Source organism: Sulfurovum sp. AR, from assembly GCF_000296775.1.
In the GTDB taxonomy this organism is placed as follows: Bacteria; Campylobacterota; Campylobacteria; order Campylobacterales; family Sulfurovaceae; genus Sulfurovum; species Sulfurovum xiamenensis.
Genome location: NZ_AJLE01000002.1, coordinates 1 through 12,205, shown reverse-complemented (window position 1 = coordinate 12,205; position 12,205 = coordinate 1). Strand labels below are relative to the sequence as shown.

Here is a 12,205-nt window from a genome sequence, read left to right as displayed (position 1 = left end):
TTTATTAACACTATTTTAACAAAATAATACTATAGTTTTATTACTATTTACAAAAGAGGCTGTCTCAATGGGCAATATAGATTTAATTATTATCTTAACAACCGCTTTTTTAGGAAGCGTTGGACATTGTATTGGAATGTGTGGCGGGATCGTAGTTGCATATTCTTCTACAAAAATAGATCAAAAAACAAGTTATCTGCAACAGACTTCTGCACACTTGGCTTACAACTTTGGACGTGTAACCACCTATGCTATTTTAGGCGCTATATTTGGTTATGTGGGGCAAGTGGTCGCTTTTACACCTACCACCAAAGGGATACTTTTTCTCATCACCGGTATACTGATGATACTTGCAGGCCTTTCTCTCATAGGTAACCTTAAATTTCTCAATTCCGCAGAATGGTCCGTTTCAAAATATACCTGGTATCAAAACAGCTTCAGAAAACTGATGTCAGATAAATCGTATCTAAGCTTTTACCTTTTAGGGTTGCTCAATGGTATCATCCCTTGTGGGCTTGTCTACTCTTTTGCTATTTTTGCGGCAAGTACTGCTGATCCTGTTTCAGGTGCTTTGGTCATGGCAACCTTTGGATTGGCTACCATCCCCGCGCTTTTCTTTTTAGGCTTCCTCACAAAGATCCTGCAAAAAGGATCCCTACGTGGTACCATGATGAAGCTTGCAGCTCTGCTAGTCATTCTCTATGGAGGAATTACCCTTTATAAAGGCTACAACTTCATTGCACATCCACAAATGATGAAAGAGAGAATGAAGAAAATGCATGAAGGAAGTACCGATGGTACATTGACAGGACAGTTTAACGGTATGAAGTGTGCTCCGGGGAAATGTGGCTAACCATGACTTACATATAGGAACAAAGAATCCAAAACGGTGCATTATTTCGCTATAATCTCGTCATGAATCATATAAAAACCTACGCCTATAACCATACACCTCTCAAGTTTGACTTTAAACAGACTGTCGAACGATTTTTTGTTGAGGAGATACCTCTTTACACTTTTACCGGTACTGGAAATTTTCTCATACTCAAGATCAAGAAAACCGATATGAGCACATGGAAACTGGTTACAGTCCTTGCTAAGGCAACCGGTCTTCAAGAGCGTGATATCGGTTATGCAGGGCTTAAAGACAAAAATGCCACCACCATACAATACATTTCTCTTCCCAAAAAGTACGAAAAAGAACTGAACAAAAACCTTACCACAGAGAAGATCGAGATACTGGAACGTACCTACAACAAAGCACCTATCAAGATAGGACACCTTAAAGGCAACCGTTTTTCCATTGTCTTGCATGATATCGCTGAAAATGAAGCAAAGTTTTTCAATACCACGGCAAAAAAAATGCAAGTGGATGGCATACCCAACTATTATGGGTACCAGCGTTTCGGTGAAGACAGCCGTTCCTACCTACAGGGCAAAGAGATAGCACATTCAGGGAAACGTCTGAAAGGTAGTAAAGAAAAACTGCTTGTCTCCGCTTACCAGAGCTACCTTTACAATAAATGGCTGGCTTCAAGAGTAAAGCTCTCTGCCATCATTAGGGACAATAAAGTAGAAGAAGCGGCAAAAAAACTCCAATACCCACTGGATCTGGTCAAAGTCTTGGCCAAACAGCCTCAATTTTTCAAACTCTTTATCGGTGATATCATCATGCCTTATCCCTATGGAAAAAGTGACTACGTCAAAGAGTTGCAACAAAGTGCTCAAGCCTTCGAACAAAAGAAGATCTCCCCTACTGGACTGTTGTGTGGTGCCAATGTACCAAGGGCCAAAAGTGATGCCTACCATCTAGAAGAAGCCTATGATGATACCGACTTGAACAGTCTGAAAGGGGACAGACGTTTCGCATGGATATGGCCTAAAGATGTAGAAACACAGTATGACAGTGATACGCAAAAACTTACCATTGAGTTTTATCTTCCTAAGGGCTCCTATGCTACTACATTTCTGGAAGAGATCGGGAAATTTTCCTTGAAGGAAATATGAACTGCGTAGAATAAGGAAAGAGATTTCAGAAGGTTACATCATATCCTTGATTTGCGCATTATTTATACAAAAATATATATAAAATCATCTAATAAAAGATATAATATTTCATCTAATAAACAAGGATATATGAATGCTATTTACATTTGGTGATTATACGATAAGAGCACATGAGCTCGATTCGAAGCTCTCTGTTCAAGTAACGTCTGAGTTGGGTGAAGTAGTTTTGAACGATGACGATAAACGTACAAGCGACTTTCCCAATGAAGTCTGTTTTTATATCAAGAATCCTACCCAAAAACCTGAAGCAAAAGGGTTGAAAAAATTTATTTTTGGAGAATATACTTTTATATTGGGCATCAATTACGCAGGTGAACTTTTTCTTTTCCACAGCGTAAAACTCACTATCAAGAAAAAACGCATCGAAGGTAAAAATACACTAACTTTGGCATTTTTAAATGATGTGAGAGCTTAAATAGTGGTTTGCCACCTGGTAAAACCCACTTGACAGGAAATTATTTCCTGCCTCTCCCGCGTTTTTTATCCTTCTTATCCATCTTTGGTTTCACGGCATCAAAAGTTTTATACCCGTCACGCTTTGTTGTTTTACGTTTTTTACTTTTAGGTGCAGTCGCTGTCTTGGTTTTCTTTTTTCCAAAAGCCCCATCTGTCTTTTTATATTCATTGGGATTTTTACGAGCACCTTTTTGTTTCGCTATCTCTTTGGGGGCATATCCTTCCAGTTTTTCTTGAGGAATACGCTTGCCCATAAGACGCTCCACATCTTTAAGAGCTACCATTTCCAGAGGAGATATGAGCGTAATGGCCAATCCTTTTGCCCCTGCCCTTCCCGTACGTCCTATACGGTGTATGTAGTCTCCTGTAACGTGGGGAATATCATAATTCATGACGACACCTAAGGCAGGTATATCAAGTCCTCGAGCTGCGATGTCGGTTGCAACTAGTACCCGTACTTTTCCTTCTTTAAAGCCTTCTAATGCTCTGGATCTTTCACCTGATGTTTTACCACCGTGGATCACTGCTGTTATAAGCCCTGAAAGATTCAACTCTTTACTTACTTCATCTGCGACTTCTTTTTTACGGGTGAAGACAAGTACCTGCTTATAATTTCGTGAACCTATAAGGTAGGAGAGTAGCTCAGTTTTTTTCTCTTTCTCGACAGGGTAGACGATCTGTTCTACAGACTGTGCAGAAGTTCCCATACTGTCCACTTCTATCAGCTTGGGTTTTTGGAGTATCTGCTCTGCCAGTCTTTTGACAGATCCTGAAAGTGTTGCCGAGATAAGTACATTCTGCCGTTTATCCGGGAGATGCTGAAGTATCTTACCCACCTCATGCACAAAGCCCATATCCAGAATCGTATCTGCCTCATCTAAGACTAAGTATGCAACACTTTCAAGATTGATATTTTTTTGCCCTATATGTTCCAAGAGACGTCCGCTTGTAGCGACGATAATATCTATCCCTGCTTTTAGTCTATTCGCCTGTGAAGTTAAGTTTGCTCCGCCATAGAGCACTATACTTTTTAAAGGAAGGTACTTTCCATACGCTTCTATACTTGCATGTACCTGTTTGGCAAGTTCACGTGTAGGTACCAAAATAACGGCTTTAGGGTAGTGTTGTCCTTCAACAAAATGTTTACTGAGTTCCTGGAGTATAGGTAGAGAAAAACCTGCTGTCTTTCCTGTACCCGTCTGTGCACCGGCCATAATGTCCCGACCCGTGAACATAGCAGGGATCAGTGCTTTTTGGATAGGCGTAGCAGACTCATAGCCTTTCTCATTCAGTGCTTTTAATATCTCTGAAGATAATCCAAGTGTTGCTAATGACAAAACAAGCCTTACTCTTCTTCGTTAGAAATACTCTCTAACCTACGCTTTAGACGCATCTTCTGTTTTGCAACTTCTCTCATATCAGCATCACTGTCACTCTCATCAACGATTTCTACCCCGAGTATCGTCTCAACACAATCTTCAAGTGTCACAATTCCTTCAGTCTGGTCATAGTTATCAAGGACGAGAAACATATGCTCTTTTTTCTTAATAAACAGATCAAGTGCCTTAGATACAGGCAAGTTTTCTGAGATCTTAAAAATGTCTTTTTGTATCGTACTTAACGCTACAGTATCATCTTTTAGACCTTGTTTAAAGATCTTTTTAGTCATTACTATACCGGTAATATTTTCAATGCTCTCATCGTAGACAGGTACTCTTGAGAATTTAAATATCGCTGGTTCACTCTCAACAATATCTTTAATACTTCTATTTCCATCTAAAGCAAAAACAACTGTTCTAGGCGTTAATATATCTTTGATCTTTATCTTATCAAGAAGAAGAATATTTTCGATCACATCCGATTCCTGCTCTTTAAGAAGTCCCTCATCTTCACTATGCAAAGTACTCTGTAAAAGTTCTTCTTTCGTCAAACTGGTTGTATCGACACCTCTACTTATACGATTGGTTACAAAGAGTGTTAAAATGATAATAGGGTACGTTATCCAAATGAAAAAATGAATCACATATGCTGCCACAGGTGATAAAGCTTTCCAGTACACTGCACCTATGGTTTTGGGAATGATCTCAGACAAAAAAAGAATAGCAAATGTCAAGGCAATAGATACATAAAATACCGCACCCACTCCATAAATACTTTCAGCCTGTGCCCCCACAGCAGCTGCACCCAAAGTATTGGCAATCGTATTGAGAATTAAAATAGAAGATAAAGATTTGTTGATATTAATTTTATGTCCTCTTAAAAGTCTTCCTGCGATAGGACGATCTTTTTCAAGCACTGAAACGTATGCCATGTTGACAGAGAGTAAAACAGATTCTAAAATTGAACAGATGAAGGATATCATCACTGCTAAAGTGAAATAAAGAATTAACAAATCCATGTATACAAAAATACCTTTATAATAATATCAAGGTCGCTAGACCTAAGAACGAAAAGAAGCCTACAACATCCGTCACCGTTGTAAGTACCACAGTACTTCCAATGGCTGGATCAACTTCCATTTTTTTGAGTAACAATGGCACCATAGCACCAAAGAAACCTGCACTCAATAGATTGATGACCATAGAGAGTGCGATCACGATACCAAGCATCCCTTTATCAAACCATATTGAGGCTATTATACCCATGATTATAGCAAAAAGGAAACCATTTGCAAGAGAGAGTATGACTTCTTTCTTTATCGTACGAAATGCATCATGCTGTGCAATGTCACCAAGCGCGAGTTGACGTACAACAACCGTAAGACTTTGCGTCCCTGCATTGCCACCCATAGAAGCTACGATAGGCATCAAAATAGCCAAAGCGACAATGCTCTGAAGTGTATCTTCAAAAAGGCCTATGACCAAAGAAGCAGTAATAGCTGTGATCAGATTCACCCCCAACCATACAGCACGTGATTTACCTGCTTTAAAGATATCTTCATCTTCTTCTGCATCGTCATTCACCCCTGCCAAATGGTACATTTGATCTGTCGCCTGTTCATTGATAATGTCATAGATATCATCTGAAGTAATACGCCCAAGAAGCATACCATTCTCATCAATAATAGGCATCGATGACAGGTCATACTCCTGAAACTTCTGTACGATATCACTGATATCGTCAGAATCGTATCCCATAACAGGTTTATATTTTTCAGGGTTTTCGTTAATATTCTCTTCTAGTGTCTGATCAAAATTAAAGACCAGAAGATGGTCCAAACCTATACCATAACGCAAGTGATGCTTTTCATCCGTGACAAAAAGATAATTCACATTCTCAAGTTCATCATTACGTCTTAGTTTCGCAAATTGTCTGATCACATCATGTACCGTATCATGCAAATTGGCCGTATATACCTCTACTTGCATATACGCACCCGCGATATCATCATCATACTGCTTAAGCTTTAAAATATCTGCCTGGTCATCTTCATCCAACTGGCTAAATACTGCTTTAGCCATACTTGAATCGACCTCTTCAAGCTCTTGCATAAAGTCTGTCTGGTCATCACTTTCCAGTTCAGCGACCGAATCTGCAATTTCTTTTGTGGTAAAAGACTCAACAATATCTTCAAAATATCTATCCGGAAGTTCCAATGCAACATCTGCAATAAGCTCTCTAGGTATGGCCTGTAATGCTTCACGAAAACTTTTTTCATTGAGATCTTTAAGAATATTCGCTATCTCTGAAGGATGCAGTTCATCATGAGGATGATCATTTAAATATTGTGTGAGTGTATCCATAGCCTGTACCTTTGAAGCGTTGTATTGTGAAATTATACTTTATTAAATATATGAACGGTTGAATTATGAAGAGAGTGCTAAAGGAATAGCGTTAAAAGTAAGTGTAAAAGAGATGAGGATCCACCCCATCTATTTTATTTTTCTGATATATCACACTTTTGAGTGGCGATACATGCCGGACAAAAGTTGCTAAGTCCTGCAATAAGTGGGATTACACCAAGATAGAACCAAGCATTTCCTGAGTATACACCATAACCGATAAGTGCCGATCCTACCACAATTCTCACAGGTCTACATGTGGCTCTCCATTTATTGATATCCATACTGTTTCCTTTGATATATTTCCTGATATTGTATTATAAATAACTTAAGATTATATAAAAGAAAAGGTATACTAATATTTAGAAGAGATGAAGAGTGATCTGCCCAATATCTAGAATGTATATCAACAGATCACACTTTTAAAGTGTCATGGACTCTCCCATCTCTTTTTTTATCTCCTGTTGTATCACCAAGGCATTGAGGTAGTATTCCAATTGCTTTTTCTTTACTTCCAATGTTCTTATTTCACGTTGATTGATCTGAAAAAGGTCACTTGAACCTACTTCATATTTTTTATTTTCGGCTTCTTCAAGTGTCTCAACGATCTTTGTTTCTTTCTCCCCAAATTCTATATTTTGATTGATAATATCTAATGAATACATGAGATTACTGAGATTTGTTTTCAATTCTAACAGTAATCTATGTTTCTCTTCTTCAATTTGACTCATACCTTTTTGTATCTCGATCATCTTTCCCTTATAAGAGCGTCTTTCTAATGGTATATCAAATTGTAATCCAACTTTGATACCCTCTCCATATTGAATATCATGAACACCATAAGCAAAAAGATTTAACTTGGGATACGCGGATACACTGTTATAGGTTGTATCCAGGTCCAGTTTAGTGCGTTGGGAGTCCAACGCTTTGATATCCGGTCTATGTGTTAATGCTTGAGTGATCGCATTTTGAAAAAGTATTTTTTCACTCTTCAGCATTTTTAATGAAGGGAGAACATATCTCAGTTCAAACTCTTTTTTAGAGAGGTTCAGATAATTTAAAAAGAGCTGTAAGGCCTGACTATAATTGTTTTTTGTTGTGAGAACTCTTTGTTCACGATTAATGATCTGCTGTTTTGATTCGAGTATTGCAACATCAGCAAGATCTCCTGAGCTGACTCTTTTCTCAATAAAACGATTTCTTTTGGTCGCTTTATGCAGCAGTTTTTTCTCAAGCTTTAGTACTTCACTATAGTAGAGAAGTTGATAATACGAAGTAACGATATGCGTATAGAGATTTCTTAAATTGTTTTGTGATTCAAAAGCCGATCTAGTCGCATTTATTTTCGCAGCTTCAAGTGTATATTTTCGTTCATTCATGTCGTTCAATAGTGAAAATACGGGTACTTTCACTCCCACACGCAATTCCCCTTCACTACCTGTTTTGATATTGTTATACTCTTGAATGCCTTCAGCTCTCCTATACCCTACAATAAATTCTGTACCGTTTTCTGTCGGTTTGCTAAAAGAGATATCAGAAAATTCACCTGTACTTATCGGATACTCTTTTTGGTCATACGCTACAGAGAGTTTCGTATCAAAGCCTCCCTCTGCTGATTGAATACGGGCTGCATCAATATATTGTCGCCCCACTGCCGTGTAAATATAGGGGTTTTCTTCTGTGAGATAGTGTTTCATATGATCCACGGTAAAGATCTCTTGAGAAAAAGCTTCATGAGAAAAGATACACACACCCACAGCGTATCTTAAAAGTGTTTTTTTCATTATTTTTGCTCCGGTGTGACCATATTTGCAGGAAATGCATTCATTAAGCGCCAAAGTTCATACCAGATCGGTACACGTGACAAAGCAACCCATGCCATTGCATCTGTACCCACACGAAGTTTTTCATGAGAAGGCCATGGTTCATTCGGATCTTCAACCACATAGGCATAGTAAGCACCTTTCTCATGTAATATTGGATCTACTTTCTTGATAATGCCTCCAAAGGTACCAAATCTTATCACCGGCCATCCGGGAATATGCAACACAGGCCATCCATGAAATCTGATCCTTACCGGAAGTCCCTCTTTGATTAAAGGCATATTGAAATCCGAAACCTTTAACAAAAGTGCACTGGTATTGACATCGGGAGAAAAACGTAAGATCGGTTGCCCTTTTTTAATATAGGTATTCTTATCATTTTCCAAGATACGCATGACAAAACCATCTTTTTTTGAAACTACTGATGATGTTTCATATCTGGCGATCTCTGTCAAATGTTTTTCATAGTCTCTTTTCAAAATATTTAAACGTGTTTCCACCCCTAACATATTGTTTTCAAGTGTTCTTATCTGATTTTCAATTTCTTCCAAAAAGTGTTGTTTTTCCTGTTGAATGATCGATAAATGACGCTTTTGCACCTCGATATCAATTTCAATCTTCTCTAATTTTGTTTTCGCATTGATATATTGGTTCTCACTTTTCTCATAATTCTTTTTTGATTCTATTTTTTGAAGATAGAGTTGTTTAATCCTGGTAAAATGGTTGAATAAAACTTCATAGTTTTTCTTTTCTGCCTGATATTTGAGCTGTAGACTTTTCAACTGTTCCTCTGCCTGAATATAACGTTTATCATAGAGCTCCATGCGTATTCTTTTCTGATTCAGAAGACTGGTATCTTTTTGTTTGAGTACAATGAGTTCATTTTCTATATTCTGATGCTGCTGTTCGAAATCCTCTTTCATTTTATATACACGTGTTCTATAGTCTTTATCAGGATCGATCATATTGAAGAGTTTCATCCCCTTGCGTACATGTTCGTTCTCTGAAACATAAAAAGTATCAATAAAACCATCGATAGGTGCAGAGATAGACTGTATTCTCTGGGTGGGGTCATACGCGATCAATGTACCTTCCCCCTGAACAGTTTGTCTCCAGGGTAGAAAAAGAATGGCTATGAAAAAAAGTATCAGAAAAAAAGTAAAACGCCCAATACGATTCACAAAAGGATGAGTCTCAGTAAGTTTCAATGCATCAAATTCAAATCTATCCATCGCTCTTATCCTCGAGACCTACTGATAACTTATTGACTTTATAGAGTCCTTCGATCATATCGTAAATATAATCAAGCTGTTTTGCAAATCCTTTTAATGCATACGTAATAGAGGTCACAATAATTTCAGCGGCAACAAATTCCCCCAAAGGCAAACTTCCATTGATTACAAGATAACCTCCTATGACCAAGAACATACTAAAAATGAACCCTTCTGCAAAATAAGTAAATCCCAATTGTCTGATAATGATCTGAAATAACTTTTTCCTGGCATCTACATACTGACTTAAACTGGTGTTGAACTTTGTCAGCGTTTCTTTTTCACTGCCCTTCTCTTCATTGATATACTGCAAAAAATAGATGGTACTGTGTTTTGCATCTGAACGCTCCAATGCTCTTTTAGCTGCATTATGACCAAGTAGAAACAACAGAATGATATAGATAGAGAAAAAGAGTGCACCTGCAGCAAATAGTACCGGATCAAATGCAAGTAACAAAAGAAGACTCACAACGATCTTGATTATCAGTCCCAAGCCATCAAGCAAAAGAAGTGGAAAAAACTTTTGGATCGAAGTGATATCAAAAAAGTAGTTCATTAATTTTCTATGTTTCATTTCGTCATTATGATCTTCGTGCTTCAGATGTAATGCTTTTGTCGCCACTTCTATACCTTCTTGAAGAAAAACTTTCTGTTGAAACTTTTCGACAATATAGCCTTTAAGCAATTGTAAAATGGTAATAAATAGAAATAACACAAGGACTACTGATCCCAAGATCACTACAGAGAGTGAAGCATGTGCCAATACACTGTTGATGATAATTGCGGATGCGAGAGGAATAGATAAGACAAGAATAGCATCTATGATAGAGTAATAGACTAAATGAAAAATATTTTTTCGATCTTCTTTAATGATTTTTTTTACATAATTCACAACAATATCATTGAGTTTCATACATACCCTTTATAATTCAACGAATCTTCTGATCAAAAAACTCTTAAATAATCATATAGTAAGTATCTTAATATGCCCAAGCTATCTTACAATCATGCCCTAGGTTCAACATGCATCATACTTTATAGTTGTGTAAAAACAATACAAAGTATGACATTTTTATTTATTAGGTGAAGAACACGTAGTAAATAATATAAATTAATTGTAACTAAATGTAACTAGATAAAATCACCTTTTTTCGAGGTTAAACCTTTTTGCATCAATTTTGAGAAAAATGAACTGATACGTTTATCTTCCGTTGGTGCGATGGCATTAAGCAGTGCATATTGCTCTACACGTTTGTCTAAAAATCCTGTATCAAAGATACCTTTTTGGAAACTCTCATCACACACTATCTCTTTATGGAATGGAATGTTGGTTGTAAGACCTTCTATGTAGTATTCATCCAACGCTCTTTTGGCTTTTTTCACTACACCTTCCCAGTCTAATGCCCATACGATAAGTTTTCCTATCATTGAATCATAATTAGTAGGTATAGAGTATCCGCCGTATACACTTGTATCAAGCCTTACTCCTGGTCCACCCGGTGTTAAGTACTTTTCGATCGTTCCAAATGATGGCATGAAATTGTTGAGTGGGTCTTCTGCATTGATCCTGAACTCAATAGCATATCCTCTAAAGACGATCTCTTCTTGTAAAAAATGAAGTTTGTCCCCTTCTGCAATTTGGATCATTCGTTGTACGATATCCACACCAGTGATGATCTCTGTGACCGGGTGTTCAACCTGAAGACGTGTATTCATTTCGATAAAGTAGATATTATCGTTTTCGTCTAGCAAAAATTCGATCGTCCCTACGTTCTCATAGCCTAAACGGTTCATAGCTCTGATAGCGATACGATAGAGCTCTTTTCTCGTAGCTTCGTTGAGGCTTGGAGAAGGTGCGATCTCGATCACTTTCTGGTGACGTCTCTGAATGGAACAGTCTCGTTCACCCAAATGCACCACATTCCCATACTTATCTGCAATGACCTGAACTTCAATATGTCGAGGATTGCTTACAAATTTTTCTATGAATACATCACCGTTTCCAAAGAACTTTTTGGCCTCACTTGTTGCTGCATCAAAGAGTGAATCGAATTGTTTGGCCTCATGCACGACACGCATTCCTCGACCACCACCACCAAATGCCGCTTTAATGATAACCGGGAAACCTATCTCTTGAGAGATCTTTTCTGCTTCTTTTTTATCTGTTATAGGAGTAGTAGTACCTTCAAGTACAGGTACACCTATCTCTTTCATGGCATTTTTGGAAGTGATCTTGTCCCCAAAAAGTTCAATGTGTTCAGCCTTGGGTCCAATAAAAATAATACCGTTCTCATCACAGGCTCTTGCAAAGTCAGCACTTTCAGACAAAAAACCATACCCTGGATGGATAGCACTACACTTTAACTCTTTAGCCACCTTGATAATATTCTCATAATCCAGATAGACTTGCACAGGATGTCCCTCTAACAGGACACTCTTATCTGCTTTCTGTACCCATGAGCCTTCACTGTCAGCATCAGAGTGTATCACTACACTCGTAATATCCAACTCTTTACATGCTCTGATAATACGTAGTGCAATTTCACCACGATTGGCTATTAAGATTTTTGTTATCTTTCTACTCATTTGAATTCCTTCAATTTTAGTTGTCAGTATTTTAAAGGTTTTTAGATTTTATCTCTACACTATTTTTGTTCTATAAATTATCTATTTTTGATATTTAATTGTCTTTTTTTAATACTATAGTTATCCAATATTGGTATTATTTTGTTTTCAAATGAAAAACAATCCCCTAAGTACTCTTTACTTTTTTTCATGTAATAAAACAAGGGAGTCGCTCACAATA

General features: G+C 37.5%; 11 protein-coding genes. 3 read left to right on the top strand and 8 right to left on the bottom strand.

Translation table 11 applies throughout. From position 1 onward, the window contains the following. Positions 1-67 precede the first annotated feature (67 nt). The 3 genes from SULAR_RS01605 (at position 68) to SULAR_RS01595 (ending at position 2,482) form a co-directional block, all read left to right on the top strand. Complete coding sequence (locus SULAR_RS01605) at positions 68-853, top strand: sulfite exporter TauE/SafE family protein (RefSeq protein WP_037999861.1); 786 nt, start codon at positions 68-70, stop codon at positions 851-853. A 62-nt stretch (positions 854-915) separates the two neighbouring features. After that, positions 916-2,007 (top strand): tRNA pseudouridine(13) synthase TruD, encoded by a 1,092-nt coding sequence (truD, locus tag SULAR_RS01600; RefSeq protein ID WP_008242295.1) that lies wholly within the window; start codon positions 916-918, stop codon positions 2,005-2,007. A 133-nt stretch (positions 2,008-2,140) separates the two neighbouring features. After that, entirely contained in the window at positions 2,141-2,482 is a 342-nt protein-coding gene (locus tag SULAR_RS01595; protein ID WP_008242294.1) for a hypothetical protein, read from the top strand. A 40-nt stretch (positions 2,483-2,522) separates the two neighbouring features. On the opposite strand, the gene SULAR_RS01590 is transcribed toward SULAR_RS01595, so the two are convergent. The 8 genes from SULAR_RS01590 to SULAR_RS01555 form a co-directional block, all read right to left on the bottom strand. Next, positions 2,523-3,860 (bottom strand): DEAD/DEAH box helicase, encoded by a 1,338-nt coding sequence (locus SULAR_RS01590; RefSeq protein WP_008242292.1) that lies wholly within the window; start codon positions 3,858-3,860, stop codon positions 2,523-2,525. Positions 3,861-3,868: 8 nt separating this feature from the next. After that, positions 3,869-4,921: a CNNM domain-containing protein gene (locus tag SULAR_RS01585; RefSeq protein ID WP_008242291.1), complete on the bottom strand. Its 1,053-nt coding sequence runs from the start codon at positions 4,919-4,921 to the stop codon at positions 3,869-3,871. A 16-nt stretch (positions 4,922-4,937) separates the two neighbouring features. Then, positions 4,938-6,266: a magnesium transporter gene (gene mgtE, locus SULAR_RS01580; RefSeq protein WP_008242289.1), complete on the bottom strand. Its 1,329-nt coding sequence runs from the start codon at positions 6,264-6,266 to the stop codon at positions 4,938-4,940. A gap of 134 nt (positions 6,267-6,400) precedes the next feature. After that, positions 6,401-6,589: a DUF2892 domain-containing protein gene (locus tag SULAR_RS01575; RefSeq protein ID WP_008242287.1), complete on the bottom strand. Its 189-nt coding sequence runs from the start codon at positions 6,587-6,589 to the stop codon at positions 6,401-6,403. Positions 6,590-6,727: 138 nt separating this feature from the next. Continuing rightward, positions 6,728-8,089: a TolC family protein gene (locus SULAR_RS01570; RefSeq protein ID WP_008242285.1), complete on the bottom strand. Its 1,362-nt coding sequence runs from the start codon at positions 8,087-8,089 to the stop codon at positions 6,728-6,730. Next, the gene (locus tag SULAR_RS01565; protein ID WP_008242283.1) at positions 8,089-9,360 is read right to left on the bottom strand and encodes an HlyD family secretion protein; all 1,272 of its coding nucleotides are present in this window, start codon (positions 9,358-9,360) and stop codon (positions 8,089-8,091) included. Before SULAR_RS01565 ends, SULAR_RS01570 begins: the two co-directional genes overlap by 1 nt. Beyond that, entirely contained in the window at positions 9,353-10,312 is a 960-nt protein-coding gene (locus tag SULAR_RS01560) for an ABC transporter ATP-binding protein (RefSeq protein WP_008242280.1), read from the bottom strand. Before SULAR_RS01560 ends, SULAR_RS01565 begins: the two co-directional genes overlap by 8 nt. Positions 10,313-10,530: 218 nt before the next feature. Next, positions 10,531-11,985, bottom strand: a complete 1,455-nt coding sequence (locus SULAR_RS01555) for an acetyl/propionyl/methylcrotonyl-CoA carboxylase subunit alpha (protein ID WP_008242279.1) — start codon at positions 11,983-11,985, stop codon at positions 10,531-10,533. Between the last annotated feature and the right edge of the window lie 220 nt (positions 11,986-12,205).

Excerpts from the sequence above, each read along its gene's own strand:
- SULAR_RS01605 (WP_037999861.1), top strand. The coding sequence starts at position 68 with ATGGGCAATATAGATTTAATTATTATCTTAACAACCGCTTTTTTAGGA.
- truD (WP_008242295.1), top strand. The coding sequence starts at position 916 with ATGAATCATATAAAAACCTACGCCTATAACCATACACCTCTCAAGTTT.
- SULAR_RS01595 (WP_008242294.1), top strand. The coding sequence starts at position 2,141 with ATGCTATTTACATTTGGTGATTATACGATAAGAGCACATGAGCTCGAT.
- SULAR_RS01585 (WP_008242291.1), bottom strand. The coding sequence starts at position 4,921 with ATGGATTTGTTAATTCTTTATTTCACTTTAGCAGTGATGATATCCTTC.
- mgtE (WP_008242289.1), bottom strand. The coding sequence starts at position 6,266 with ATGGATACACTCACACAATATTTAAATGATCATCCTCATGATGAACTG.
- SULAR_RS01575 (WP_008242287.1), bottom strand. The coding sequence starts at position 6,589 with ATGGATATCAATAAATGGAGAGCCACATGTAGACCTGTGAGAATTGTG.
- SULAR_RS01570 (WP_008242285.1), bottom strand. The coding sequence starts at position 8,089 with ATGAAAAAAACACTTTTAAGATACGCTGTGGGTGTGTGTATCTTTTCT.
- SULAR_RS01565 (WP_008242283.1), bottom strand. The coding sequence starts at position 9,360 with ATGGATAGATTTGAATTTGATGCATTGAAACTTACTGAGACTCATCCT.
- SULAR_RS01560 (WP_008242280.1), bottom strand. The coding sequence starts at position 10,312 with ATGAAACTCAATGATATTGTTGTGAATTATGTAAAAAAAATCATTAAA.
- SULAR_RS01555 (WP_008242279.1), bottom strand. The coding sequence starts at position 11,985 with ATGAGTAGAAAGATAACAAAAATCTTAATAGCCAATCGTGGTGAAATT.